Source organism: Streptomyces sp. NPDC021225 (assembly GCF_044332865.1).
Taxonomy (GTDB): domain Bacteria; phylum Actinomycetota; class Actinomycetes; order Streptomycetales; family Streptomycetaceae; genus Streptomyces.
The window spans coordinates 458,839-485,479 of record NZ_JBIRPV010000003.1; the positions used below are offsets into that span (position 1 = coordinate 458,839).

Here is a 26,641-nt window from a genome sequence, read left to right on the forward strand (position 1 = left end):
GTATGCACAGAGTGTCCGGGAGCTCTGCTCCCGGACCACTCTGTCGCGCCGCACCTCCGAGGTGGCTGCGCGGCGGCCGTTCTGCAGTCACCCGTCACGAGTCGGTGATCTTGTAGGCCTTCATCTTGCGGTAGATCGTCGCTCGGGACAGGCCGAGCATCTCCGCGGCGCGGGAACGGTTTCCGTCGGCTTCCCGCAGCGCCCGAGAGATCACCTCAAGCTCGGCACGCTCGATCATGGTCCGCGAACTGGCACCCTGGATCCGCTCCGGCAGGTCACTGGGGAGGACGTATCCGCGTTTGCCGGCAAGCGCCAGCCCCTCCACGACGTTGTGGAGCTCCTTGAGGTTGCGGGGCCACTCGTATCCGGTGAGCAGGTCAAGGGTCTCCGCACGTGGCTCCAGGCCGACGCCCGGCATGGCCCGGTCCGTGAAGTAGCGCCACAAAGCAGACAAGTCGGCGGTGCGCTCCCTCAGCGGGGGAACCCATACGTGTGACGCCCCGAGACCCACCGCCGTCTCCTCGGCCTCAGCGGCCGAGCGAAGCGTGGCGGTGAGCATCACAGGGCCCTTCGGAACGCTCATCTCCAACAGCCCGGACAGTGCGAGCCTCGCTGCGGGGTCGAGGGCGTCGATCCCCTTGACGATCACGGGCGCTCCGCCTTGCAACCGCTCCGCGATGCCGCGAAGCCATCGCTTCCCGCCGATCAGGGTCCGCTCCACCGTGTCGATCACGATGTGAGCGCCTGGTCCGGGCTCGCCGGAACGGAACGGGAACCCCAGGGCAAGTGACGTCTTCCCGACGCCGGCCTCGCCGGCGATCACCACCGGCCGCGTCGCCCCCCGTCTTCGTGCGACCGCGTGCAGAGCCGCCATCCAGTCCGGCGAGCGTCCGATCAGCTGCGCCCGAGCCGGCCCCAGCGCAGTGGTGGTCGAGGTCCTGCCCCGCTGGAAGGACACGATGGCTCCGGCGCCGCCCTCAACTGGTGCCAGCCGGACCTCGGTGGGGGCGCCGGAGAGTTCGATGATGAACCGGCCACCGGATTGCCGCTGGGCCAGATCTCCAAGCGCCGCGACATCTGCGCTGGACAGGCGGGCAGCGCCCTGGCTCTGCATGATCAGTCCCTGCGGACCGAACCCGACCACCGCACCGGCCTTTGCCTTCGAGGCGTCCAGGAATGCTTGGAAGACCGCCCGGGCCTTGGGGGAGGCCACATCAAGGAGATGCTGCTGCAACTGGTCGGCGACCGTCTTGACCATGGGCCGCAGCAGCGAACGGCCCTCGATGAGCCCGCTGGACAACGTCACCACAGCAACGATCTTCTGGGTCAGCGGGTGCCGGATCGGCGTTCCGGTACAGACGGCCTCGCTGTACATGTCCGCGTAGTGCTCCGCGCCCGTGATCTGGATGCTCTGCCCGGTCGCCAAGACCGTGCCGACGCCGTTGGTGCCCACGAGCGACTCATCCAGGACGGCTCCGCGGCCGGTTCCGACCATGTCGAAGTGACGCCACGCGTCACGGTCTGCGGCCCAGCGTCCGAGAATACGACCTTGGGCGTCCGCCAGCAGAAGGCCGACGCCCGTTCCTGACAAGTCAGCGGAGAAACGTGACATCGGCGCCTGAAACAGATCCAGGAGATGCTGATCGAGCTCATCTTCCGCCACATGCGGGACCTCCCGGACGTTGGCCGGCACACCGAGCGCCTCCCGGGAACGCTCCCAGGACCTCAGCAGCGCAGGCTCGACATCTATGCGGTCGGTGCTCCCTGTCAACCACTCGTCTTTGAGCGCGTGGACTGGCCCAATCGACATGCTCTTCCCTTCCTCATGCAGAGCCGGAGCATAATGCGATATGGCGCGTATAGTGCCACATCACAATTCATTCCGTAATGGGAGAAGCTCGACGAGCGTCGATTCCTGATCATGCGAGTCGCTCGAGGTCTCAGGCCAGACGACGGCGATACTCATCGACGGCCAGCGCTGCTGCGCCGCGGACATGGTGCTCGCACGCGGCTCGCGCCGCGGCGGCGTCACACGCAACAGCCGCGGCTTCGATGATGCGGCCGAATTCCTCAAAGGAGATCCCCGCCCGTTGGTCGTCCATGAACGCGTAGCGGCGAAAGATCTGGACCCGAGCGTGAATGCGGGCGACATCCTCGGTGAGGACCGGGTTGCCGGCGCCTTCGAGCAGGAGCCCGTAGAACCGCTCGTTTGCCTCCTCGCGTGTCTTGATGGTCCCCCTGAGGTAGGTCGTCTCCATCTCGATCAGGAGCTGTCGCAACTCGCTCTTCACCTGCTCTGACGCGCGTGCCACGAAGAGTTCGCCCATCAGGCCCTCGAGCGCGCGCCGTACCTCGTAGATCTGCTCGATGTCCTGCGGTGTCAACACGGTGACGACCGGTCCGTGGTGGGCGACCACCGTCACCAGCCGCTCAGCCTCGAGCTGGCGCAGTGCTTCTCTGACTACGGTGCGCGAGACTCCGTAGGCCTCGCACAGGCCGCTCTCGCGCAGGGCGTCGCCAGGCTGGAAGGCCCCGCTCAGGATGTCTTCACGAAGCAGGCGTGTGATCTGCTGCCGCAGCGGTGCCGCATGTCGAGTCAGTCTCGAAGTGCTCATGACGGGTCCCTCAGCCTCCAACTGTTGCTTGCCAGGCCCAGCGGCTCTTGGGGCTCGTGAGGCACTGTCTCAAATCGATGCACCGGACCATATCCCGCGCTTTGGCTCGTAGCGTATTACGAGATGACGGTAATACGTCACCGCGCGAACGTGCCGTGCGGCACCGACGGCAGCTCTACCCGAGCCGGCTGGTTGCCGCCGCACCCGCTCCCGCCGAAAGAGGAGGACCCCTTCCATGACGACACCGACCGCGCCGGTCACAGCACAGGTCCGCGGACGGGAGATCCCCGTCGATCTGTACATCGACGGTGTGTGGACACCCGCCGCCGAGACGTTCTCGGTCGTCAACCCCGCAAAGGGTCAGACGATCGCCGAGGTCGCTGACGGCACCGTCGATCAGGCACTCGCCGCGCTCGATGCGGCCGTCGCCGCTCAGGATGCCTGGCGGCACGTGCTTCCGCGCGAGCGTGCCGACCTGTTCCACCGCGCGCACCGGCTGCTCCTGCAGCGTGCCGACGAGATCGTCGAGACCATGACGCTGGAGAGTGGCAAGCCGTTGGGCGAGGCCCGGGGTGAGTTCCAGCTCTCGGCCGACTTCTTCCTCTGGTACGCCGAGCAGATCGCCCACCTTCACGGCACCTACGCACACGGCTCCCGAGGCGCCTACCGTGTCGTCACCACCCACCAGCCGGTCGGCCCGTGCCTTCTCATCACTCCGTGGAACTTCCCGTTGCTGATGATCGCCCGCAAGGCCGGCGCGGCGCTCGCTGCCGGATGCACGGTCGTGGTGAAGTCCGCGAAGGAGACTCCGCTGACCTGCGCGCTGTTCGTGCAGGCGCTGCACGATGCCGGTTTCCCGGCGGGTGTGGTCAACCTCGTCCACACGACGACCTCGTCCAAGGTGTCGGCAGCGCTCATGGCGGACAGCCGTCTGCGCAAGGTGAGCTTCACCGGCTCGACCGGTGTGGGGAGTACCCTGCTGAGCCAGGCGGCTGCGAACATCACCAATGCTTCGATGGAACTCGGCGGCGACGGTCCGTTCATCGTGCTCGATGACGCCGACCTCGACCTGGCGGCCGAGCAGGCGATCGTGTGCAAGTTCCGCAACGCCGGTCAGGCGTGTGTGGCGGCCAACCGGATCATCGTCGACAGCCGCGTCGTGGAAGAGTTCACGGCCAAGTTCGTCGCGTTGACCGAGAAGCTGAAGGTCGGCGACGGGTTCGACCCGGCCACGGAGGTCGGCCCGATCATCTCGGCCCAACAGCGCGACACCGTCAAGGAGCTCGTCAACGGCTTCTCTGAGATCGGCGCGACCCTGCTGACCGGAGGCAAAGAGGTGCCGGGCGACGGATTCTTCTTCGAGCCGACCGTCTTCTCGGTGACGGAGGCGGATGACCACCTTTGCCACCAGGAGCTGTTCGCCCCCATCGCGACGATCTACACCGTTGACTCGGTCGCCGAGGCCGTCAAGGTCGCCAACGACACCACCTACGGCCTTGCCGCGTACGTGTTCACCCGCAACGTGGACCGCGCCATTGCCGTGAGCGAGCGCCTCGATTTCGGCATGGTCGGCATCAACCGCGGCATCATGGCCGACCCCGCAGCGGCGTTCGGCGGCATCAAGGCCTCCGGCCTGGGCCGCGAAGGCGGACACGAGGCGATCTATGAGTTTCTCGAGCCCAAGTACCTCGCCATCACCGTGGACGAGACGGAGGCAGGCCTGTGACCGCCTGCGTCGCCTCCATCGGCGTCCTGCGCCAGCCCAAGACCGTTCTTTTCGGTCCCGGCGAGCGGCGCCACCTGCCCCATCTCCTTGCCGAGATCGGACGGCACGTCCTCGTCGTCACTGACGCCCGTATGGCACAGGTGACCGAATTCAAGGACATGGTGACTGCCATCGAAAGACAAGGGATCACGGTCTCGGTGTTCTCTGAGGCTGAGCCGGACCTGCCTCGCGAGAACGTACTCACCCTCGTCGACCGGTACGGCGACGCCGGCGTGGATGCGCTGCTCGCGGTCGGCGGCGGCTCCTGTCTCGACTTGGCGAAGGTGTCCGCTGCCGTCCTCGCACACGGCGGCGACGTTCGGGACTACTACGGCGAGTTCCTCGTCCCGGGCCCCGGGCTTCCGGTCATCACCGTACCCACCACCGCCGGTACCGGCGCCGAGGTTACCTGTATCTCGGTCGTCTTTGACCGGGAGAAGGGCATGAAGGTCGGCGTGGCCAGCCCACACCTGGAGGCGTACGCCGCCGTCATCGACCCTGAGCTCACCGTCTCCTGCCCGCCGGCACTCACCGCAGCCACGGCGGCCGACGCGCTGACTCACCTGGTCGAGACGTTCACCGACCGGGTCAAGGACGTGACGCCGGAGTTTCTGGTCAATCATCTCTACGTCGGGAAGAACCCGCTGACCGACATCTTCTGCCGCAGCGGCCTGACTCTGCTCAACTCGTCCCTGGAGGGCGTGGTCGCTGACCCGTCCGACATCGAAGCACGCTCCGCGACAATGCTGGCCGCGTACAACGCAGGCATGGCCATCAACACCGCCGGTACCGCCGCGGCACACGCGATCCAGTCCCCGATCGGTGCGCTGACCCACACCTCGCACGGGTTCGGTGTCGGAGCGCTTCTGCCGTACGTGATGCGCTTCAACCTTCCGACCCGGATCGCGGAATTCGCCGAGATCGGGGCGCTGCTCGGTGCCGCGGACCCCGAGTCGACCCCGTTGGATCAGGCGAAGGCCGGCATCGCCCGCGTAGAGGCGCTGCTGGAGACCGTCGGCTGCCCAACCGACCTGAAGACGCTCGGCCTGGACCCGAAGGACTTCTCCTACGTGGCCGACCAGGCGATGCTCGCGACCCGCCTGACGGCCAACAACCCGCGCGATCTCACCCACGAGTCCGTTGTTGAGATCCTGCAGCGTGGCTACGACAACGACCGCACCTGGTGGTCGGTGTGACGAGCACAGCTGCGACACCGACAAGTGGCCCGATGGAGCCGGTCGCCGTCGCCGGCGCCGGCTCCATCGGGGTCGCCTTTGCAATCGTCTTCGCACGAGCCGGGCACGCGGTCCGGGTGTGGGATCCGTTCCCGGACGCTCTGGAGCGCGCCCACGGTGAGCTCTCCGATCGCCTTGTCCAGTTGTCCGTGCACGGCCTCGTCGAGAATCCAAGCGCTGTGAGTGCGCGGGTCACGTTCGCCCGTGACTTGGCGGAGGCGGTCGCGGGAGTAGCGCTGGTGCAGGAATGCGCCCCGGAGCGGGTAGACGTCAAGCAGGAGCTGATCCGGCGTGCGGCCCAGAGCGCGCCTGATCAAGCGGTGTTCGCCAGCTCGAGCTCAGCGATACGTCCCAGTCTCATCACAGCCGACCTGCCCGAAGAGCTACGGGACCGGATCCTGGTCGGTCACCCCGGCAACCCGCCGTACCTCATCCCGGTGATCGAGCTCGTCCCCTCCCCCTGCACTGCTACGTGGGCCGTCGAGCGCGCCCGTGCCATCTACACGGGCGCAGGGCTACGCCCGATCACGGTCAACCATGAACCGGAAGGGTTCGTGTTCAACCGTCTTCAAGGCGCGGTACTGCGTGAGGCCTACTGCCTGGTCCGAGACGGGGTTGCGACCGTTGACGAGATCGACGAAGTCGTCCGCAGTGGTCTTGGGCGCCGGTGGAGTCTCGTCGGCCCATTCGAAACCGTCGACCTCAACACCCGCGGCGGTCTTGAATCACACGCGGAGAAAATGGGACCCGCGTATGCACGAATGGGCGCTGAGCGCGGTCAGAACGACCCATGGACGCCGGACCTCGTGTCGACCGCCGTACACCAGCGTCGCACTCTTCTCTCACTCGACCGATGGGAAGAGCGGGTTCGCTGGCGAGACGAGCAGCTCATGCGGCTGACGCCACTGTGGGAGGACATCCGCGCCACCTCCTGAGTTCCTCTCGGGTCTTCACTTGTCGGCGCGGATGGCTGGTCGAGGGACATCAAATATGTGAACTGTCCGAGGCGCCTCGATCACCCAACGACTCCGACACGTGACGGCGGCCATGGAGAACGGTTCTGATCCACTCTCTGTGGAGCGGTGACTGGCTGTGACATCGGTCAGTCCGCGTGGAGGATCTGCAAACGGAGTAGGTCGAAGCCAGCGCGTCCATACCAGTCCCTCTTGATCCGTTTCACCCGGTTTACGTTCCCCTCGACTCGACCGGAGTTCCACTCCATCGTGAGGCCGGCGATGACGGCGTCGAAGTCCTGGCGGAGCCCTGCGCTTGCCGAATATCTCGTCCGTGCAGGTCACGCGGCATGTCTGTATTCGTGGAGGATGCCGCCAAGGCGGTCGTGGCGTCGGATGGCGAGGTCGTTCAGCTTGTCGGGATCGTCGATTGGTGTGGGGAGTGGGTGTAGTGGTCGGGCGTTCGCGATGCCCTGGTGCGGTCGATGGGAGTTGTAGAACTGCTCGAATTCTCGTAGGGCGTGGAGGAGGTGGCGCTGGTTCCGGATCAAGGTCCGGTCCAGGAGTTCGTGTCTGCAAGGTCTGCGCCCACCTTTCCGTGATCGAGTTCATTCTCGGCATCTGGATGCCGGTGAGGACGATCTCGATCTCCGTGTCCTTGAGGACGGCGTCGAACGGGGCGGGGAACTTCCCGTCCCTGTCCCGGATCATGAATCGTGCCCGGCAGCCTACGTCCTCGAGATCCATGACCAGATTCTTCGCCGCTTGGGTTACCCAGGATGTGGTCGGGTGTGCGGTGGCGCCCAGGACCCGGATGCGGCGGCTGCTGTGTTCGATCACCGCGAGTACGTACATCCGGGCGCCGGACAGGGTGACCGCCTCAAAGAAGTCGCAGGCCAGGTGGGCGTCGGCTTGGGAGCGCGGGAAGTCGGCCCATGTGCTGGAGCTCCGGTCGGGCGCCGGATCGATGTCGGCATCCTTCAGGATCTTCCAGACGGTCGAGGCGGCCACTTTCACTCCCAGCACGAGCAGTTCGCCGTGAAGGCGCCTGTAGCCCCAGCTTGGATTCCTCGCCAGCCGCAGCACCAGAATCCGGATGGACCGTGCTTTACGAGGTCGACCGGGTCGCTTGGGCCGCGATAAGGCGGCATGCCGGCGCCTTGCGAGGTCGCGATGCCAGCGCAGCACCGTGTCAGGCGCATGAGCAGCCGCACCCGCCGCAGAGCCGGCAACGGCAGCCGGTGCAGCAGCGCCGCCAGGAACGCCCGGTCGCCCGGGGTGAACCGTACTCGGGCACCACCGAGTTGGCGTTCGAGCACTGTGATCTGATGGCGGAGGGCCAGGATCTCCGCATCCTTGTTCCGGTCGCTCATCGGCAGCAGACGCAGCAGCGCGAATGCGTTGGTCACTCCCCGGTAGGCCACTCGCAGCAGCACGGTCGATCATCATGACGCGTCGACTACCGGCTACGCGAGAGCGCCGACTCGAGCGACGAGGCCGACGACCGCCAGTCCGGGTCCAGGCTTCCGACCAGGGCGGATGACATTCTCGGCAAGCGCAGGGCCTCGAAGGCCAACGCCCGCTGCGAACGAGTGATCGGCACTCTCCGTCGAGAAGTCCTCGACCACATACTCATCCTCGGTGAAGGTCACGCGCGCCAGGTCCTGGCCGCGTACCAGAGGCACTACAACGCGCACCGCCCCCACCGGGCCCGATGCCAACTACCTCCCCAAGCTCACGGACAACCACCTCCAGTCCTGAAGCCGGCCAGCCGCAAAGTCCTGCGCACTCGCGTCCTCGGCGGTGTGATCAACGAGTACAGATATGCCTCTTGACCAGGAGCGACGATTATTCGAGCCCCGCAGGCCACAGCCCACATCCGTGACACGCCGTGTGCCTTCTGCCTCGTCCAAACGGTCTCGACACCACCGTGCCTCCCGTCGGCGGCCGCAATCCGGGAGTCAGCGGCGTCGAGACCGCATCGCGCCATGTCATCGGCGGGCATCCAGTGCCGCATCAGGCAGCGTCTGCCCTGTTGTGGTGTGACGCGCCGCTCGGGTGCTGGCACAGGCGGTGCGTCACCACGTGAAATCGGCCTGTGTGGGTGTCAGCCTTCTGCGGTGTGTGGTTGGGGCCATGTGGTCTGGGTGACGTGGTCGTGGAAGTCGGCTCGCAGGGTCAGCTCGCCGCCGAGGGCGGTGATGTAAGCGGCCATGGTGTCGATCTGCGGGGTGCTGGCTCCGTTTTCGATCTGCGCGATCCGGGCCTGGCTGACTCCCAGTTCCCGGGCCAGTGCCCGCTGGCTCATTCCTCGGCTGCGCCGGGCCTTTTTCAGGAAGGCCCCCCAGATGTGGGTGGTGGTCTTGTCAGGCGGTGCCGCGTCGGTGTGCTTGGCCGGGTGTGTGGTGTGGTCCATGGTGGCCGTTGTCCTTGTCAGTCGACGCTGCCGCGTGGGGCGATCCACTGGTGGGGTTGTCCGGTCACTTTGGCGATGGTTTCGAAGTCCGCGTCGTAGTGCAGCAAGGTCAGTCCGCATAGTTCTGCGGTGGCGGCGGTCATCAGGTCGACCGCTCCCGGCCCCTGGTGCCAGCTTGTGGCGACGAGAAGGTCTTGCACCTGCCGGGCCCGGGTGAGAGCACGGTCGGGCACAGGGGTCCATCCGAAGGCGTCGTGGAGGTAGCGCTCCAGCACGGCCCGCTCGTCGCGGCCGCCGGTGGCGCGGACCAGTTCGAGTTCGGTGATCTCGCACACACTCGCGCGGCCCTCGTCCAGGACCGTGGCCCAGTGTCGTTCCACGGCGGGGGTGAGGAACAGGCGGTTGCAGGCGCTGGTGTCGATCAGGTAGTGGGACGTGCTCACGCCGGGCGGGCCTCGCCGAAGGCGCCGCCCTCACCCGCGAGCTCGCTCAGCCGCTGCCGGGCCGCGCGACGCTGGTAGATCGCACCGACCGCAATATCCACCGCCTTGGCCACGACTTCGGCGTCATCCTCGGTGTGCAGGAGTTGCTTGGCCTCGGCGAGGCGCTCCTCGTCGATCTCAATGGTGATCTTGGCCATCATGTCCTCCCTGAATGCCTGGGCACCCTCATGACGATAACAAATCCCTTATCGGCGGCGCCGGCGCAGGTGTCGCGCGGTCGACATCAACGCGTATGCCGAGGGTTGGCCTCGGCTGCGATACCCCGCGCCGGCTCCCATGGACGGGCGAGGGGGGCTCGGGTCCACGCGGTCAAAGTCGCCGGACCGTGGTCCGCGTCACTCGAAGGAGGGATACGTCGCCCGACTGCGCCCCGGCGACGCCGACTGGCGCGTAGTGTGCGGGGTGTGTGCTTCTTGGGCTTCGTGCGGCGGTGTATGGCCCTGAATGGATTGCTACAGCCTGATACGGGTGGTTGCAGAGAGTAGTCACAGGGCTGGGGGTCAAGGGGTCGCAGGTTCAAATCCTGTCGTCCCGACCAGCATCATCGCAGGTCGGAGGCCGTTTCCGCGAGTAGCGGAGGCGGCCTTAACCATGTCCGGGCTGGGAGCAAGTGGGAGCCCTCGTGCTCCCAACTCGCAGACGTGTCAACGGTGCCCGATTCGTCCGTCACCCGATCCGGTAGACCTACAGCGCCGTACCGCGCCGTCAACCACAGTCCCCCTACGTCACCCGATCGATCCGGATGTCTTCTGCATCGAGAGGCATAAGGACCCCTTGTCGGCTCCCGAGCACCTTTCGCGGTGGGAGCACGATGTCGTGCTCCCCGTGCGACAGGGGCGGGGCTGACTGCTGTTGATCTCTCCGGGCCAGTTTTCGCAGGCAGCTCGCGCGTGGGGTTCCTGGCTGCCGGGGTGCGCCCCGCGTCAAGGCGGGGTAAAGCCCCTTGTCGCCGGCCGGCAGATGGGGCACTCCCAGGGCGTGAGCGCCGTATCCGGCTCTGTGGTGCCGTAGCGAGACAGTTCGCAGAGGTGCGCTTGCCGGAAATCACATCCTGACAGGTCATGCGGCATGTCGGTGCTCGTGGCGGATGCTGCCGAGGCGCTCGCGCCGTCGTATATCGAGGCTGGCGATCTGGGCCGGGGCGGTGACCGCCGCGGGTCGAGTCTCCAATCGATCCGCGGCGGTTCATGATCAGCTCGCGGGGTGCCGCTGGCGGTAGCCTCCAAGACGCCGGCCACCACGCCTCTACAGCCACTGGGTCCCCAACGCAGCCCGCGAGGCCGTCACCGCCATCGGCACAACCCTGGAACGCGCCGACCGCAAACACGCTCTCAAGGGCCCGGCTCAGCAGCCCGCTCGGTAGGTTGACACACCGAAGGGTTCAGCCGAACTCGCCTGGTCAGTCGTACAGGGCGACCAGTCGGCCGATGACCTCTCCTCGTTCGAGCCTGCCGATGCCGTCGCCGATCTCGTCGAATCCGATGTGGGTGATACGGGAAGCGACCTTGGCGTCGGCGATGAGTTGGACGACCGCCTGGCAGTCCTCGGGAGTGCCGGCCTGGGAGCCGATGAGCGTGACCTGGTTGAGGGTGAGCGTTTGGAGATTGATGGTGCCTTCACCGGTGCCCAGACCCACGAGTACGACGCGCCCGTCGCGTCGTACGGCTTCCACCGCCGCGTTGGTCGTGGTGCCGACTCCGACGAAGTCCACGACGACGTCGAACTGCACGTGGGCGAACGCGGCGATGTCCGCCGCGACATCCGTGACGCCGAGTTCGCGGGCGAAGGCGTGCACCTTCTCGTTCTTCTCGATCACATAAACCTCGGCGCCGACGGCGAGGGCCACCTGGGCACCCAGCGAGCCCAGCCCGCCGAACCCGATGACACCCACCTTGGTGCCGGCCGTGACGCCTCCCTGCACGATCATGGCGTGGTAGGAGGTGAGCCCCGCGTCGGTCGCGGCGGCTGCCTGGTCCCAGGCGATGCCGTCCGGCAGCGGGATCACCAGGTCTTCGCGTACGGCGATCCTGGGCTGGAAGCCTCCGTTCGACGAGGTGCCCGGACCTTCGATCGCGGCGGGCACGGCGACCTTGTCGCCGACGGAAAAACGGGAGGCTCCGACGCCGGTGGAGGCGACGACGCCCGCGATCTCGTGGCCGAGGGTGATCGGGCGGAAGGGCAGCAGTGAGGTCAGGGTGCCGTCGAGGAATCCGACGTCACTGTGGCAGAGACCGGCCGCCTTCACCTCGATGACGATCTCGCCGGCCCCGGCTTCCGGTTCCGGGATCTCGTTGCGGGCGAGGGGCTTTCCGACCTCGGTGAACTGCCATGCCTTCATGTTGATTCCTTTCGGGTCCACCGGCCGGTGGACCGTGTTGCTGGTCCGGCCGCTCGTTTCCTGCTATGCGGCGTCGTGCTTGGCGGCGGCGGAGAAGTGGGGGTCGACGCCGGTGATGCCCATGGCGGTGAACGCCTTGCCGACGACCGAGCCCATGTCCCGGTTGGACACGGAGGTGATACCGCCGTCGACCGCAATGTGCTGGCCGGTGATGAACGCCGAGCGGTCGCTGGCGAAGAACAGGGCCGCGTTGGCCAGATCACGGGGCAGACCGCCGCGGCCGATCGGGTGCAGCTCCCCCAGCGGCTCCTTGAGCGCGTCGACGAAGGCCGGGTACTGCGAGGGATCGAGGTCGGTTCCCTTCGCCATGATCGGCGTCAGAATGAGACCCGGCAGGATGACATTGGAGCGGATCTTGTAGGGGGCCAGTTCATGGGTGGCGGTCCGGGCGACCTGGAGGATTCCGGCCTTCGCGGCGTCGTACGACACCGAGGACAGGCCGGCCTGGATGCCGGCGATGCTCGACATGGACACGATGCTGCCCCCGGTGCCCTGCTGCTTCATCCGGCGGCCGGCGTACGTGTGGCCCAGGACCACCGAGCGGAGCAGAAGGTCGCTGGTGCGGGTGAAGCCGTCGGGGTCGAGGTCGAGCAGCCCGCTCTGTTCGCCGAGGGCTCCTGCGTTGTTCACCATGATGTTCAGCTCGCCGTACCGGCTCACGGCCCGAGCGATGAGGGCCTCCATGTCGGCGGGGACCGTGACATCGGTGTGCTCGAAGGTGACGTCGTCGCCGAGCTCCCGCTGGAGTGCGTGACCGGCCTCGTCGTCGATGTCGCCGACGACGATCCGTGCACCCTCCTCCAGGAAGACATCGACGATGCCCCGGCCGATTCCGCTCACCCCTCCGGTGACGACGGCGACCTTGTCCGCGAGTTCCTGTGCCATGCGCGTGTACCTCCTTGGGACGGCGGAAGACCCTCCGGGATCGCCCGCGCTCCCGCGCGGCCCGGTCCCGCCGGTTAATAATGGTACTTGGTTCCGAAAATATTCTGAGCGGTGAGGACGTGCCGAGATGACCCAGGTCAAGCGGCCCCGAGGACGGCCACCGGTGTCGTCGCGCGAGAAGGTCGAGGCGGTGGCCATCGGGCTCTTCCTGGAGCGCGGCTACACCGAGACCAGCCTCGCGGAGATCATCGCGGCGTCCGGCGTCAGCAAGACGACGTTCTTCCGCTACTTCGGGTCGAAGTCGGAGATCATCTGGTACGCCTTCGACGCGCACACCCGTCATCTGCGACACCTGTTGGCGGAGGCGGACGCGCGGGAGCCGGCCATGACGGTGGTCAGCTCCTGCGTCGTGGAAGCCCTGCGCTCCTCCGTCGACGAGCGGGGAATCTGGTTGACGCGGTTCATCGTCTTCGACAACTCCGCCGAGCTCAGGGCCGAGGGGCTGGTGCAGTGGATCAGCTGGGCCGACGCGGTGAGCGAGTACGTGGCATCACGTCTGGGTGTCAGCGAGCGCGATCTGGTGCCGGCGAGCATCGGTGGCGCCGTCCAAGCCGCCTTCCTCGCCGCCCTCCGCAGCTGGCGGCCCTCGTCGAAGCCCGCTTCCGAGCTGCTTCGCGGCCTTGCGGCGGATCTCGCTCCGCTCTGCGATGTGCTGCAGGAATGGCTCGACCGACGGTGAGGTCCTTGGGGGTTACCTCAGGCTCCGCACGCCGCGATTATTCGCGACGCACGCTGAGGCGGGGACGGGCCTTGTGCACCGGCCCGGGTCCTTCACCGGCGATTTCCGCTCAGCACAAGCGACTTGTCGGTGAGTGGCTGAGTCGTGGGCCAGCGGCAGCGGATGCAAAGCGGGCCTCTGCTGTCAGCTGATGTTGGTCATTCCCCGGTGCTGGCGGCAGGAACCCGTCCGAGGTCGCGTCCGCGCATGCGGTAGCTGTCTCCCTTGAGGGAGATCACTCGGCATGGTGGACGAGGCGGTCGATCATCGCGGCTGCGACGGTGTCGTCGCCGAAGACATCGCCCCAGCATCCGGAGAGGTTGTTGCTGGTCACGATCACGGACGCGCGTTCGTAACGGCCCGAGACGAACGGGAAGAAGAGGTCCGCCGCCTCCGGATGTCGCGGGTGCCGTCCACGGTCACCGCCATCACGACGTAAACCGGACGGTTCGCGACCTGCCCATCCCTGATCTTCACGTTGATGGCGTCCACGAACAGGACCGGGTAGCCAGCGGCCGGTTCTGCCATTCGGCCATGCCGTCCATGATCTTGTCAGTGATGGTGGAGATGATCTGCTTGGACACCTCCGCGCCGTACACCTCGGCCAGGTACGCGGAGATCTCGCCGTGAGTGACTCCCTTCGCGGACAGCGACAGCACCATCTCGTCCACGCCGGTCAAGCGCCGCTGCCGCTTCTTGACGATCTGCGGCTCGAAGCTGCTGGCGTGGGCCGCCACTCTCCCGGGCCTGGAGGGAGCGCTCCAGGCTTGCCGGAGGAGATCTACCGGGGAAGGGGTGCGTGGCCCCCGTCGAGTACGGCGGCCACGCACCCCTTCCCATGACCACGGGCATGGATGGCTCAGCCGTGGTCCCCGAACGGGCGGACGCAGGGGTGCCTGCTTACCGCGCCGGTTGAGGAGACGGAGTCGGCCCCGTCCCCTGCGTTGGGATCAGGTTGCTGTGGGGCGCTTCAGTTCAAGGTGAGTTCGAGCACGGTGACGGAGAGCGCTGGCACGGTGGTGGTGAAGGTCGCGGCGGCGCCGGTGACGGTGGCGGTCTTCGGCGTCAGGGTGTCCGGCTTGTCGAGCGTGTTGGTCGTGGTGCGTGAGGGGCCGGTGAGGACGGTGGCCTTGGCCTTTCGCCTGACGCCTCCGTTCAGCCCGTTGAGCGTGATCGGCAGGTCCACTTGGTGGGAGGCGGAGTTGACGATCGCGAGGTAGACGGTCTTCCCGGAGCGGGTGGCGACCGCGGCGACGGAGGGCAGCGCCCGGGCGGTGGCGGGCAGCACGGTGGTGCCGAGCTGCTGGGTGAGCATGTGCTGGACCCAGTAGCTGGGTGAGGCGTAGCTGGTGAGGTTGTTGTAGGCGATGAGGTTGGTGGCCCAGGTGTTGTTCTCGACGTGGGAGAAGAGCGGTGCGTAGCACTCCATGAGTACCTGGTCGGAGTTGCGGATCAGGCCGGTGAGCCAGGCGGCGTCGGCCAGGGCGGCGTTGAGGTTGGGTGTGGGCCTGCCTTCCTGTGCGGCCCACTCGCCGACGAACACCTTGGTTGAGGCGCGGTCCCGATTGTCGTACTTGTGGGTGGAGGCTTGGCCGGCCGAGGACGAGAAGTAGTAGTGCTCGTCGATCACGTCCGGCGTGCGGCTGTTCACCGGCATCGTGGCGATGAGCTTGATACGGGGATACGCCGCCCTGATCGCGTCGTGGAAGGCGGCGTAGCGCTCCTCGTAGGAACCGGACGTGTCGAAGAAGTCCTCGTTGCCGATCTCGACGTACTCCAGCGGGAAGGGCGCGGGGTGGCCGTCCGCTGCCCGCTTCGCGCCCCACGTGCTGGTGACGGGCCCGGTGATGTACTCGATCTCGTCGAGGGCGTCCTGCACGAACGGCTTGAGTTCGTCGCCCGTGACGTGCCCGCCCCACAGTGAGTAGCCCGCGAAGACGCCGAGGACGGGCTGGGCTCCCATGTCCTCGGTCCACTGGAGGTATTCGGGCAGGCCCAGGCCGTCGGTGGACCAGTAGCCCCAGGCGTCGTCCTGGTGGCCGGGGCGCTCCCACGCCGGGCCGATGGTTTTCTTCCAGGCGAACCGGTTGGCGATGATGCCGCCCTCGAGGAAGTTGCCCCCGGGGAAGCGCAGGAACTTCGGCTTCAGGGCGACGAGTTTTTCCATCAGGTCGATGCGCAGCCCGTTGGGACGGTTCTTGTAGGTGGGTGGGAAGAGGGAGACATGCTGGAGCCAGAGCGTCGTTCCCGCGGCGGTGGGGTCCGTGGTGGTGACGGTCAGCCGGGCGTTGCCGGTTACCGGGACGTCGCGTCCGGTGTGCAGGGTGAGCGTGACGGGCTGGTCGGGGAACTGCGTGCCGACCTGCCGGAGCTGCGCGGACGCATACACCCGGGAGCCGTCCGCTGATTCGACGGCCACGGTCAGTGGCCCGATGTGCTGCGACGCCTTGGCGAAAAGCAGGGCGGTGTAGGTGGTGTTGGGGCGCACGGGGATTCCCCAGAACCCGTCGTTGGAGACTCCGGCGCGGCTGCCTGTCCCGGTGCCGGCGGGCAGTTCCACTCTGAGGGAGCGGTCGAGGGCGTCGTTGAGGGGGTGCGCGGTGTCGAGACCGAGGGTGGATCCGCTGACTGCCGACCAGTGGACTGGTGTGTTGTTGTCCGCCATCATCGAGCGGTTCTGCACCAGTTCGGCGTAGATGCCGCCTTCCCCGGAGTGGTTGATGTCCTCGAACATGAGGCCGGGCAGGATCGGTGAGACGGCGTGGGCAGGCGAGCCCGTCTCCACGGTGAGCAGCGGTGTCGTGGAACCGACCGGCACTCCGGCCAGCTGCGCCGCCTGCTCGGCGGTGAGGACGGACGGGAAGAACCAGACGTCGTCGATGAGCCCGTGCCACTGGTCGACGTGGCCGCCGCCGTAGAGCGCCCGGCCTATCGCGGTCTCGCCGGTGCCGGCCCAGCCGGCGGTGCAGTCGACCTCGCCTTCCAGAACGCCGTTGACGTAGAGGCGGATGACACCGGACGACGGGTCGCTGACCCCGGTGAGGTGGGTCCAGGCGCCGGTCGTCGGTGCTGCTGCGGCGGCCGCGACCACAGCGCTGCCGCCGGCATCCGTGTTCAGACGGGCGAAGGAGAAGGTGCCGGTGTCGTCGCGCACCCCCAGGTAGAAGGCGCTGACGGTTCCTCCGTTGATACTCACCGCTGTCTGGTAGCCGCCGAGCTGGGCGAGGTTGACCCAGGCGGACACGGAGAACGCCTTGGAGGTGTCGAGGACCGGCGGTGGTGGTGGTTGCGTTGCCGCCACCCGTGAGGTCGAGGCAGTGAGCACCGGTCTTGCCGGTGCCCCAACCGGCTCCGCCCTTGAGGGCCGCGTCCTGACCGCTGCCGGAGGAGTCGGCGGCGGTCGTTCCGCTGCCCTCGTCGAAGGTCCAGTGCGCGTCCGCTTCGGGGAGTTCGACGGCCGCGGTGGCCGTCGGCGCGTCGGCGGCTCGTGCGGAGCCGGTCGTGCCGAGGGCGCTGACGAGCGGCACGGCACTCAGTGCGGCGATGACGGCCCTGCGGGGCAGTCCGTTGTCGGTTGGCACGGCGCACTCCTTTGCGATGAAGGAAAATGGGGTCTGCGCCGGCTACGGCGCGGCCGCCTCGGAACGGAGCGCTCGCTGGGGCGGCAGGATGAAGAGCGATGAAGCGGCTGAGGGCGCTGCCCTTGACCGGTTGGCCACAGAGCTGCCGGGCGCTCCCCGGCCCCGGTTGTGATCACTGCGCTGTCCGTTGCCGCCCGCCCCCCGCTCCGTGCGCTGCACGCCCGCAGCACCTGCTGAGGGCATCGGCGCAAGCCGAGGATCATGGGGCCGTTGAGAACTGCCACGAGTTCACGTTGAACAGGTAGCCGCTGCCGCCGGCGAACTTGAGGTACAGGTCGCGGGTCCCGGCCGCGCCGTGCACCGGGCAGGAGACGTTCACCCAGGTCTGCCATCCGCCGGTGCCCGGGACGGTGCACGTCCCTACCTGCGGGCCGTCGGCGCCGTCCAGGCGCAGCTCGATCCGACCGCCGGTGGTCTGGGAGGCGACCCTCGCGGTGAAGGAGGCCGCACCAGCACCGAAGGCTGCGCCCTTGACCTTGATCCAGTCCCCGTTCTCGATCCAGCCGACGCTCATGCCGCCCTCGCTGGACGGCTGTGTTTCGATACCGGAGGCCCAGGCGCTGGTTTCGGCTTCCTGCCGCACGTAGGGGTTCAGCGTCCCTACCTGGGGTGCCCCGGCCGAACTCATGGTGATCGTCGGGAACGTGCCGTCGGCGTTGTACGCGAAGCGCTCCACCGCGACCGACCGGGTGAATCCGCCGCCGCCCGGCAGGGCCCCGTTGTGGTAGAAGAAGTAGGAGTTCCCCTTGTAGTCGACGACACCGGCGTGGTTGGTGAAGCTGCCGCCCTCCCGCGGCATGATCGTCCCCCGGTAGGTCCACGGCCCCGTCGGGCCGGGCGCGGTCGAGTAGGCGATGAACTCGGAGCAGCATTCCGCCGCGAACACCATGTAGTAGAGGCCGTTGCGCTTGTAGACCCACGGCCCCTCCTCGTACAGGGTCGAGCGGTCCGGGTTCCCGGTGCGGCTGCCGAACCCTTCGGTGGTGAGGGGGATCTGGGTCGGGCTGCCCGAGTACGACGTCATGTCCTCATTCAGCGTCACGTACCACAGGTTCGGATTGCCCCAGTACAGGTAGGCTTGCCCGTTGTCGTCGATGAAGACGGTGGGGTCGATTTCGCCGTTCTCCACCAGCGGGTGTCCGAGGGCGTCCTGGAAGGGCCCGAGGGGGCTGTCCGCGACCGCCACCCCGATGGCCATGCGTCCGGTGGCCGCGTTCGTGACCGGCACGTACCAGTAGAACTTCCCGTTCCGTTCGGTGACCTGGCCCGCCCACGCGTTCGCGCTCGCCCAGCTGAAGGTCTCCACGCTGAGCGGGGAGCCGTGATCGGTCCAGTTGGCCATGTCCGAGGACGAGAACACCCGCCAGTCCTTCATGGTGAAGTTCGTCGAGCCGTCCTCGTCGTGACCCGTGTAAAGGTAGACGCGTCCGTCGTGGACCAGGGGGGCTGGGTCGGCCGTGTAGATCGTTTGGACGACGGGGTTGTCCGCTCGGGCCGCGGTGGGCGCCAGTACGGCGGTGAGGCAGAGCAGGCTCACGAGCCAGATCAGGCTGCGACGGACCAGGGCGGACGACATTCTCGGCAAGCGCAGGGTCACCCAACTCGCCCGCAATCTGTTCATGGGCATCGAGGACAGAGGCGGATGCTTCCGATTCCTCATCTGTGACCGGGACAGCACTTCATCGCCGTGTTCGACGCCGTCTTCGTCGGCAACGGCACAGCCGTCATCCCGACCCCGCCGCACAGGCCGCGGTCAAACGCGTTCGCCGAACGATGGATACGCACAGCCCGCGTCGGATGCACCGACCGACTCCTCATCACCGGTGAGCGACACCTGCGCACCGTTCTCACCATGTATGCCCAGCACTACAACGTCGGACGAGCTCACCTCGGCCTGAGTCTTCGGGCGCTGAACGATGCTCCCGACGGCATCCCACATTGACACCCTTCAGGAGGAACCCGGGCGGGGGAGGCGCCCGAGGGAGCGGGTGGGGGCTCAGCCCTTGACCGCGCCCTGCATGATGCCGCCGACTATCTGGCGGCCGAAGACGATGAACATAGCCAGCAGCGGCAGGGTGCCGAGCAGCGCGCCGGCCATGATGAGCGACTGGTCGCGCACATAGCCCGCGCTGAGCTGGGTCAGCGCGACCGGGACGGTCGGGTTGCTCATGTCCAGCACGATGAACGGCCAGAAGAAGTCGTTCCAGGCGTGCACAAAGGTGATCATGAACAGGACTGCCATCGGCGGACGGGCGATCGGCAGCACGATGCTCCAGAAGATGCGGAGCGAGTGCGCGCCGTCCACCCGCCCTGCTTCGATGAGTTCGTCCGGTAGCGCCTCGGAGAGGTACTGTCGCATGAAGAACACTCCGACCGCGCTGACCAGCGTCGGAAAGATGACGGCGGGCAGCTGCTGACCCCATCCCAGTTCCGTCATCATCATGAAGAGCGGTACGACACCGAGCTGCGGCGGCACCATCATGGTCCCGATGACCAGCATCAGCGCGATGTTGCGTCCCTTGAAACGCAGTTTGGCGAGGGCGAACCCGGCCAGGGTGGCGAACAGCACGGTGGACAGGGCGATGGCGCTCGCCACGATGAGACTGTTCATCATGGCCTTGCCCAGTGCCGCGTCCTCCCACGCCTTGCCGAGGTTGTCGAAGAGATTCGGCCCGGGCAGGAACGGTGGCGGGGTCTGCGTGACACGGGTGTTGTCGCTCGACGCCGCCACCACCGTGAAATATAGCGGGAGGAGGGAGAACACCGTGGCCAGGCCGAGCAGGACGTAGGCGACCGGACCGGCGTGGTGCTGGCGCCCGGCCCTGGGGCGCAGTGAAGGGCGGAACCGGCGCCTGGACAGCGTTGACGTGTCCCAGGGGGTCCCCGAACGCGCGCCCGCCCGGGGCTGGAGGCTTTCGGTGGTCATGGCTGGCTGCTCCTGGTCAGGACTTGCGGGAGGTGAAGCGCTTGAGGACACGCTGCAGGGCGAAGATGAGGATCAGCAGCAGGAACATCGCCCAGGCGACGGTTGCCGCCCGCCCCATCTGGTAGTTCTTCCAGCCCTCTTCGTACAGCAGCAGGCCGAGCGTCTGATATTGGTTGTCCGCACCGCCGGTGACGCCGTTGGGTCCCTGGCCGAAGATCAGCGGTTCGCCGAACAACTGGGTTGCGCCGATGGTGGACAACACGATGGTGAAGAGGATCGTGGACCGGATGCCGGGGACGGTGACCTTGGTGAACTGCTGCCAGCGTGACGCGCCGTCAATGGCCGCCGCCTCGTACCGGTCCCGCGGAATGGCCTGCATGGCCGCCAGGTAGAGCAGCGCGTTGTAGCCGGTCCAGCGCCAGATAACGATCACGGAGATCGCGCTCTGAGCAGCCCATTTGTTGTTCTCCCAGTCGACGTTGTCGATGCCGACCAGGCTCAGCATCCAGTTGATCAAACCGAAGTCGCGTTCGAACAGCATGGTGAACACCAGGGCAGCAGCACCCACCGAGGTGGCGTACGGTGTCAGGGCGGCGACCCGGAAGAACGTCGAGCCGCGCAGTCTGTAGTTGAGCAGATGGGCCAGACCCAGGGCCATCAACAGCTGGGGGACGGTGGACAGCACACCGATGGTGAAGGTATTGGACAGCGCGTTCCAGAACCGGTCGTCCTGCCAGAGTTCGGTGTAGTTGCCGAAGCCGCGCCACTCCATGAGGTTCATGGAGGCTAGCTCCACGTGGTGCAGGGAGATCCAGAACGTGTACAGCAGCGGGTAGAAGCCGAAGGCCGCGAAGACGATGAAGAACGGAGCGATGAAGGCGTACGGCGCCCCCTTGATGTCCAGGCGGTGCAGGAGGTTGCGCCGGCCCTGCCTGGGGCGGTCTCCGTCACCGCTGACGCCGGGCGCCTTCACGGCGCCGGCCGGGATGTTCTGGGTGCCGTCGGCGTGCGGTACCGAACTGGAAGTGACCACCTTCAGGCCTCCTTTCGAGACATGGGTGAGGGGTCGGTTCCGGCGGCCGCCGCCGTGACGGCCGCCGGAACCCTGGAAGTGCGTACGGTCAGCCGGTGGCCTTCGCGATCCGCTTGTCCGTGGTGGCCCATGCCTTGTCGGGGCTCTGGTTCTGCGACTCGATCAGCGTCAGCCCCTGGGAGAAGATGTCCTTGATCGTGCCGTCCTTCCGGCCCAGCACCTGCTTGTCGGGGATCTCCTGGGCCGCGGTGCCGAAGATCTTGCCGATCGGTGCGCCGCTGAAGTACTCGGACTTCGCCTCCGCCACACCGGGGGACTTCAACGCCCTTTCGGAAGAGGGAAAGTTGCCGAGCTTCTTGAACAGGTACTCCTGCTGCTCCGGCGCGGTGAGCCAGGCCACGAGCTTCTTGGCCTCCTCCTTGACCGGGCTTTTCTCCAGGACGCCGAGGAAGGAGCCGCCCCAGTTGGCGCCCTTGGGCGCCTTCGCGACATCCCACTTGCCCTTGTTCGCGGCTCCGGATTTCTCGCTGATGTGGGCGAGCATCCAAGCGGGGCAGACGGTGGCGGCGAAGGTGCCGTTGGCCAGCCCGGGATCCCAACCGGGCTGGAACTGCCGGAGCTTCGCCGTCAGCCCCGAGGTGGCGGCCTCCGAGGCCGTGGCCCAGGCCTCCTTGACCACAGGGTTGTCCTGATAGATCAGGTCGCCCTTCTCGTTGTAGTACTGCTTCGAGGCGCCGTAGACCATCGCGTTGAACAGCCCGCTGGCGCTGTCGATGTAGGCGACCTTGTCGTCCTTGGAGCTGGACTTGAATTCCTTGCCCACGTCGACGAACTTGGACCAGTCGCCTTCCCAGAGCCTGCCCACCTCCTCGCGGTCGGTGGGCAGGCCCGCCTGCTTGAAGAGATCCTTGCGATAGCAGACGGCCATCGGTCCGATATCCGTGCCGAGACCGATGACCTTGCCCTTGGAGGTGGTGACCTGGTTGAGCTTCCACGGCAGGAAGTGATCCGTGCCCGGCACGTCCGACAAGTCGACGAACTTGTCCGCCTGGGTGTCGACGAGTTCCTTGGCCCGGCCGATCTCTATGCCCTGGATGTCCTTGAGCCCGCTGCCCGCCGCGAGGTGTGTCTGCAGGGCGGTGTAGTACGTCTGCTCATCGCCGGCCACCTCGGCCTTGATGGTGACGTTGGGGTTTTCCTTCATGTACCGATCGAGGAGATCGGTCTCCTTGAAGCCCATGACCCCGAACAGGCCCATGGTGATGGTGACCTTGCCGTCCTTGGACCGTCCGCCTCCCGTTCCCGAGTCACTGCCTCCACCGCAGCCGGCGACCAGCCCGAGAGCGAGCGCGGCCGAGACGGCAGCCGCACTTCTTGTACGTAAGAGCTTGTAGGGCCCACCCATTTCTTCCTCCTGACAACGGCACCGGCGCACCGGAGTACCAACCACTGGGACGGCTCATGGCTACATCCGCAAGTGGGAACGCTCCCATTCGTGGTGGGTACGTTCCCAGTAAGTCCAGGGAAGACTGGCGGCGGGAAGACGGCTGTGTCAAGAACTTGAATCCAAGTTTGTTGCCGCCAGATGTCGTGCCTTCACTTTCCGGCCGGTGGCCGGTGAAACGCTCTGGCACAATGCGCTGGTGAGCGCCAGGGGAGCAGCGCGCAGGAGGAGGGAATCATGGGCGCCAGCCAGCGACCGACCATCAAGACCGTGGCCGCACGGGCCGGGGTCGGACGCACCACGGTCTCTCGGGTGATCAATGGATCACCGCTGGTCAGCGACAGGGCCCGAGCAGCGGTGGAAGCCGCGATCGCCGAACTCAACTATGTGCCGAACTCCGTGGCGCGCGGCCTGGTCACCAGCAGGACCAACACCATCGCACTGGTCATCCCTGAAGTGGAGAGCAGGCTGGACTCGGAGCCCTACTTCTCCGCCGTGATCCGTGGCGTGAGCACCGGTCTTGTTGACACCAAGACGCAGCTGCAGCTCGTCCTTGTGCGTGACAAGGGTGAACTCGACCAGCTCACCGAGTCGGTCGCCGAGCGACGGGTCGACGGCGTACTCCTCGTCTCCGTGCACAGGGACGATCCGATCCCCGGGCTGCTGGAGGAATTCGGCCTTCCCACGGTGCTGGCCGGGCGGCGGTCTCCCTCCGAGCCGCTGAGTCATGTTCGTTCGGACAATCTGGGCGGCGCCGAGGAGGCCGTGCGTCATCTGCTGGGACGCGGCCGGAGAAAGGTCGCGACGATCACCGGGCCGTTGGACATGGAAGTCGGCCGCAGCAGGCTCCAGGGCTGGCGGAACGCCCTGCGGGAGGCCTGCCGGGAACCCGAGGAGGTGCTTGTGGCCCGGGCGGATTTCACCGAGAAGAGCGGGCAGCGGGCCATGCGCGAGCTGCTGCGACGCGTTCCCGACCTCGACGCCGTGTTGGTCGCCTCCGACGTCATGGCCGCAGGCGCCCTGGTCGAACTGCGCGCGCAGGGGCGGCGGGTCCCGGAGGATGTGGCCGTGGTCGGCTTCGACGACTCGATCATTGCCCGTCACACCACCCCGTCCTTGACGAGCGTGCGCCAGCCCGTCGAGGAGATCGGCAGTACGATCGCCCGGATCCTGATCCAGGAGATCTCCGACCCCAAGACGCCCCGCCGACACGTGGTCCTGCCCACCACGCTGGTCGTCCGCGACTCCTCCTGATCCGACCGAGAGGGTCGCCTGGCGGTTTTCTCCCGCTCCTGTGCCGTTGAGGCCCGGATCGTGGCCGTTTCCTGTTGTGCAGGCAACCGGAAGCAGTCTTCGCTGTCGAGGCGGCATCGGTCAGCTATAAGACGCCGAGTGATGGAGCCCATCGGCCAACGCTCCGCGCAGTCCCTGTCAAGGTTCACCAAGATCCAGGCTCGGAGCCGCACTCGGATCTGCGGATGTGTGCGGGGGACGCGACCCAGCGAGGACCTGCGTCGGATGCGTTCGTGGGAGCACCGGGTTGACACTTGACAACTGCCGGCTACGGCTTCGTAAGGAGCTTGACAGCGCGCCAGATCTGCAGGGGTAACAAGATGGGCTATAAGAGACCTACCGCGCCGTACCGAGTCCCTGCGCGCCGGGTGCGCCCCGCGTCAAGGCGGGGCAAAGCCCCTTGTCGTCCGCCGGCAGATGGGGCACTCCCAGAGCGTGAGCGCCGTATCCGGCTCTGTGGCGCCGTAGCGAGACAGTTCGCAGAGGCCCTGCGGTAAGAAAAAGTGTGCCAAGCGGGTGGGAAAGTGGCGGCGGTGGTGCATGGGCCAGGTGTGGTGATCGAGGCCGGGGCGTGCGTCACGGGGCATGGTGTCGCCGAAGCGGACGACGTGTCGGTGTCGATGCCTGGGTGGCTAGTGCTGTGACCGCATAGGTTCGCCGGGTTGGTCGTCGTGGCGGTTGGATGTGCGGTGACGTCTGATCCGACCGCTGGAGGCGCGGTGGCCGAGCCCGTCCGTGTGCGCAGACTGACCGACCAGGAGGGGCAGCGGCTGCAGCAGATCGTGCGCCGGGGCAGCACCAACTCGGTGCGCTATCGGCGCGCGATGATGCTGCTGGCCTCGGCCGGCGGGAATCGGGTGCCGGTGATCGCCCAGCTGGTGGCGGCCGACGAGGACACCGTGCGCGATGTGATCCACCGGTTCAACGAGATCGGCCTGGCCTGCCTGGACCCTCGGTGGGCGGGAGGCCGTCCCCGCCTGCTCAGCGATGACGACGAGGACTTCGTCGTCCAGACGGCCACCACCCGCCCCACCAAGCTCGGCCAGCCTTTCACTCGCTGGTTGCTACGCAAACTCGTCGCCTACCTGCGCACAGTCCACGGCCGAGTGATCCGTATCGGCCGCGAGGCGTTACGCGGCCTGCTCGCTCGCCGTGGAGTCACCTTCCGGCGCACCAAGACCTGGAAGGAATCCACCGACCCCGACCGCGAGGCGAAGCTGGACCGGATCGAGCACGTCCTGGACCGTTTCCCCGACCGGGTCTTTGCGTTCGACGAGTTCGGCCCACTCGGGATCCGGCCCACCGCAGGCTCGGGCTGGGCCGAACGGAAACACTCCGACCGGGTGCCGGCCACCTACCACCGCACCCATGGAGTCCGGTACTTCCACGGCTGCTACTCGGTCGGCGACGACATGTTGTGGGGCGTCAACCGCCGCAAGAAAGGTACCGCGAACACGCTGGCCACGCTCAAGTCGATCCGCGCCGCCCGGCCCGACGGCGCCCCCATCTACGTGATCCTGGACAACCTGTCCGCCCACAAAGGCACCGACATCCGCCGCTGGTCTACAAAGCACAAGGCCGAGCTGTGCTTCACCCCGACCTACGCCTCTTGGGCCAACCCCATCGAGGCCCACTTCGGACCGCTGAGGCAGTTCACCATCGCCAACTCCAACCACCTCAACCACACCGTGCAGACACGAGCCCTGCACGCCTATCTACGCTGGCGCAACGCCAACGCCCGCCACCGCGACGTCCTGGCCGCCGAACGCAAGGAACGCGCCCGCATCCGAAGCGAGAAGAGCATCCGTTGGGGCGGACGCCCCCTCAACACCGCAGCCTGACCAACCGCGAACTTACACAGCCACAGCGCATCATCGGTCCGCTCGTGGCCAAGCGCGGACGACCGAAGCGTTGTGAAGATGATCTCGGCTGGGCAGACCCGGAGCCCCGAACGGGGCCGGTTCAGGAGAAGGACGGCGCCAGAGGAGAATGACTCAGGAGGCGGCCGGCTCGATCTCCCCCGCGAAGACGATGACCTGGTCGATGAGGCTCCGCCGCAGATGGACGACGTCCGTTCCCGCCAGGCGGGGGCCTCCATCCGGCGTCGTGAAGACCCACTGGTACCGGGCCCACTCGTTCGGCATGTCCACCGCCGAACAGCGCACCATCGTGCCGGTCCCCGCGGGGTGGCGCCGGATGTCCAGCACGAACCGCTCGACCGCCTCGATCCCCTCACTGCGGCCCAACGGTCCCCAGAAGACCACGTCCGAGGTTAGGGCCTGGGAGAGCAGCGCAGTCACATAGCTGTCGTCCGAGGCGTTGAACGCGGAGATGAACGTGTCGATCGCGGACCGCGCGGTCTCTTCCTGCATGCACCAGTAATACCACTCGCCTCGCGGACCGCGCTCGTCCCGTGAGCCGTCTCCCGACCACGGTGAACCATCCCGGTCGCAGCACTAGCTGACTGGCGTTACCCAAGCCGAAGTTGAGTTGGGCATTGGGTTTATGGAGGCGTTGTGGATGACGCTCCAACCGGCCGAGTCGAGTCGAGTCGAGTCGAGTCGAAGCAGCGGTCATCTGGTATCACTGATACCGCAGGTATCATGAGTGAGTCCAAAGAGCCCAAAGCCATGAGCCTGCGCTTCCCTGACCCGCGGCAGCGTGCGGCGATCGCCGCCGCGGCCAAGAATGCCGGGGTCAGCTCGGCCAGCAGGAACGTACCGACGCAGATCGCGACGACGGCCTCGCCCGCGGCG

21 protein-coding genes and 3 pseudogenes are annotated in these 26,641 nt (G+C 66.9%); 8 read left to right on the forward strand and 16 right to left on the reverse strand.

The genetic code is table 11. The features are described 5' to 3' along the window. Nucleotides 1-94 precede the first annotated feature (94 nt). The gene (locus ACH4S9_RS15740) at nt 95-1,810 is read right to left on the reverse strand and encodes a sigma-54-dependent Fis family transcriptional regulator (RefSeq protein ID WP_385339955.1); all 1,716 of its coding nucleotides are present in this window, start codon (nt 1,808-1,810) and stop codon (nt 95-97) included. Between the two features lie 130 nt (nt 1,811-1,940). After that, nucleotides 1,941-2,615 carry a GntR family transcriptional regulator gene (locus ACH4S9_RS15745; RefSeq protein ID WP_385339953.1) on the reverse strand — a complete coding sequence of 225 codons (675 nt, stop codon included), beginning with the start codon at nt 2,613-2,615 and terminating at the stop codon, nt 1,941-1,943. Between the two features lie 235 nt (nt 2,616-2,850). Here ACH4S9_RS15745 and ACH4S9_RS15750 point away from each other — a divergent pair, with 235 nt between their 5' ends. Genes ACH4S9_RS15750 through ACH4S9_RS15760 form a run of 3 tightly spaced genes read left to right on the forward strand, consistent with a single transcriptional unit; the run spans nt 2,851 to nt 6,550 of the window. After that, a complete protein-coding gene (locus ACH4S9_RS15750) occupies nt 2,851-4,341 on the forward strand; it encodes an NAD-dependent succinate-semialdehyde dehydrogenase (protein WP_398372258.1) in 1,491 nt (496 codons plus the stop codon). After that, complete coding sequence (locus ACH4S9_RS15755) at nt 4,338-5,576, forward strand: iron-containing alcohol dehydrogenase (RefSeq protein ID WP_398372260.1); 1,239 nt, start codon at nt 4,338-4,340, stop codon at nt 5,574-5,576. The genes ACH4S9_RS15750 and ACH4S9_RS15755 overlap by 4 nt, the downstream gene beginning before the upstream one ends. Before the next feature lie 32 nt (nt 5,577-5,608). Beyond that, nucleotides 5,609-6,550 carry a 3-hydroxyacyl-CoA dehydrogenase gene (locus tag ACH4S9_RS15760; RefSeq protein WP_398372262.1) on the forward strand — a complete coding sequence of 314 codons (942 nt, stop codon included), beginning with the start codon at nt 5,609-5,611 and terminating at the stop codon, nt 6,548-6,550. A 359-nt stretch (nt 6,551-6,909) separates the two neighbouring features. On the opposite strand, the pseudogene ACH4S9_RS15765 reads toward ACH4S9_RS15760, so the two are convergent. Further along, nucleotides 6,910-8,004: pseudogene (locus tag ACH4S9_RS15765) on the reverse strand (integrase core domain-containing protein). Between the two features lie 108 nt (nt 8,005-8,112). Here ACH4S9_RS15765 and ACH4S9_RS15770 point away from each other — a divergent pair. Next, nucleotides 8,113-8,403, forward strand: coding sequence for an integrase core domain-containing protein (locus tag ACH4S9_RS15770; RefSeq protein WP_398372990.1), 291 nt, complete (start codon nt 8,113-8,115; stop codon nt 8,401-8,403). A gap of 272 nt (nt 8,404-8,675) precedes the next feature. Here the strand turns inward: ACH4S9_RS15770 and ACH4S9_RS15775 are convergent, their stop codons facing one another. The 5 genes from ACH4S9_RS15775 to ACH4S9_RS15795 all read right to left on the reverse strand — a co-directional run bounded on the left by ACH4S9_RS15775 (nt 8,676) and on the right by ACH4S9_RS15795 (nt 12,770). After that, nucleotides 8,676-8,984: a helix-turn-helix domain-containing protein gene (locus ACH4S9_RS15775; protein WP_398372264.1), complete on the reverse strand. Its 309-nt coding sequence runs from the start codon at nt 8,982-8,984 to the stop codon at nt 8,676-8,678. A gap of 17 nt (nt 8,985-9,001) precedes the next feature. Then, the gene (locus tag ACH4S9_RS15780) at nt 9,002-9,427 is read right to left on the reverse strand and encodes a PIN domain nuclease (protein ID WP_398372266.1); all 426 of its coding nucleotides are present in this window, start codon (nt 9,425-9,427) and stop codon (nt 9,002-9,004) included. Continuing rightward, nucleotides 9,424-9,627 (reverse strand): hypothetical protein, encoded by a 204-nt coding sequence (locus tag ACH4S9_RS15785; RefSeq protein WP_311729210.1) that lies wholly within the window; start codon nt 9,625-9,627, stop codon nt 9,424-9,426. Before ACH4S9_RS15785 ends, ACH4S9_RS15780 begins: the two co-directional genes overlap by 4 nt. A 1,259-nt stretch (nt 9,628-10,886) precedes the next feature. Then, nucleotides 10,887-11,825 carry a zinc-binding dehydrogenase gene (locus tag ACH4S9_RS15790; protein WP_385339941.1) on the reverse strand — a complete coding sequence of 313 codons (939 nt, stop codon included), beginning with the start codon at nt 11,823-11,825 and terminating at the stop codon, nt 10,887-10,889. Between the two features lie 63 nt (nt 11,826-11,888). After that, a complete protein-coding gene (locus tag ACH4S9_RS15795; protein ID WP_385339939.1) occupies nt 11,889-12,770 on the reverse strand; it encodes an SDR family NAD(P)-dependent oxidoreductase in 882 nt (293 codons plus the stop codon). Between the two features lie 127 nt (nt 12,771-12,897). On the opposite strand from ACH4S9_RS15795, the gene ACH4S9_RS15800 reads away from it, so the two are divergent. Next, entirely contained in the window at nt 12,898-13,509 is a 612-nt protein-coding gene (locus tag ACH4S9_RS15800) for a TetR family transcriptional regulator (RefSeq protein ID WP_398372269.1), read from the forward strand. A 274-nt stretch (nt 13,510-13,783) separates the two neighbouring features. Here ACH4S9_RS15800 and ACH4S9_RS15805 read toward each other — a convergent pair. From ACH4S9_RS15805 to ACH4S9_RS15820, 4 genes and pseudogenes are all read right to left on the reverse strand, one after another. Continuing rightward, nucleotides 13,784-13,903, reverse strand: a pseudogene (locus ACH4S9_RS15805) (ATP-binding protein); the annotation flags it as partial. A 41-nt stretch (nt 13,904-13,944) separates the two neighbouring features. Then, nucleotides 13,945-14,273, reverse strand: a pseudogene (locus ACH4S9_RS15810) (transposase); the annotation flags it as partial. 245 nt (nt 14,274-14,518) lie between these two features. Next, complete coding sequence (locus tag ACH4S9_RS15815; RefSeq protein ID WP_398372271.1) at nt 14,519-16,849, reverse strand: alpha-L-arabinofuranosidase C-terminal domain-containing protein; 2,331 nt, start codon at nt 16,847-16,849, stop codon at nt 14,519-14,521. 539 nt (nt 16,850-17,388) lie between these two features. After that, complete coding sequence (locus tag ACH4S9_RS15820; RefSeq protein WP_398372273.1) at nt 17,389-18,765, reverse strand: glycoside hydrolase family 43 protein; 1,377 nt, start codon at nt 18,763-18,765, stop codon at nt 17,389-17,391. Nucleotides 18,766-18,876: 111 nt separating this feature from the next. Here ACH4S9_RS15820 and ACH4S9_RS15825 point away from each other — a divergent pair, with 111 nt between their 5' ends. After that, nucleotides 18,877-19,131 (forward strand): integrase core domain-containing protein, encoded by a 255-nt coding sequence (locus ACH4S9_RS15825; RefSeq protein ID WP_385339929.1) that lies wholly within the window; start codon nt 18,877-18,879, stop codon nt 19,129-19,131. A 54-nt stretch (nt 19,132-19,185) separates the two neighbouring features. On the opposite strand, the gene ACH4S9_RS15830 is transcribed toward ACH4S9_RS15825, so the two are convergent. The 3 genes from ACH4S9_RS15830 to ACH4S9_RS15840 form a co-directional block, all read right to left on the reverse strand. Next, nucleotides 19,186-20,115, reverse strand: a complete 930-nt coding sequence (locus ACH4S9_RS15830) for a carbohydrate ABC transporter permease (RefSeq protein ID WP_398372276.1) — start codon at nt 20,113-20,115, stop codon at nt 19,186-19,188. 16 nt (nt 20,116-20,131) lie between these two features. Then, the gene (locus ACH4S9_RS15835) at nt 20,132-21,088 is read right to left on the reverse strand and encodes a carbohydrate ABC transporter permease (protein WP_238545596.1); all 957 of its coding nucleotides are present in this window, start codon (nt 21,086-21,088) and stop codon (nt 20,132-20,134) included. A gap of 148 nt (nt 21,089-21,236) precedes the next feature. Continuing rightward, entirely contained in the window at nt 21,237-22,553 is a 1,317-nt protein-coding gene (locus tag ACH4S9_RS15840; protein WP_398372278.1) for an ABC transporter substrate-binding protein, read from the reverse strand. Between the two features lie 276 nt (nt 22,554-22,829). Here ACH4S9_RS15840 and ACH4S9_RS15845 point away from each other — a divergent pair, with 276 nt between their 5' ends. Then, the gene (locus ACH4S9_RS15845; protein WP_358844314.1) at nt 22,830-23,846 is read left to right on the forward strand and encodes a LacI family DNA-binding transcriptional regulator; all 1,017 of its coding nucleotides are present in this window, start codon (nt 22,830-22,832) and stop codon (nt 23,844-23,846) included. 758 nt (nt 23,847-24,604) lie between these two features. Further along, nucleotides 24,605-25,726: an IS630 family transposase gene (locus ACH4S9_RS15850; RefSeq protein WP_398372281.1), complete on the forward strand. Its 1,122-nt coding sequence runs from the start codon at nt 24,605-24,607 to the stop codon at nt 25,724-25,726. Nucleotides 25,727-25,879: 153 nt separating this feature from the next. On the opposite strand, the gene ACH4S9_RS15855 is transcribed toward ACH4S9_RS15850, so the two are convergent. After that, a complete protein-coding gene (locus ACH4S9_RS15855) occupies nt 25,880-26,257 on the reverse strand; it encodes a nuclear transport factor 2 family protein (protein ID WP_311729201.1) in 378 nt (125 codons plus the stop codon). Nucleotides 26,258-26,641: the final 384 nt, after the last annotated feature.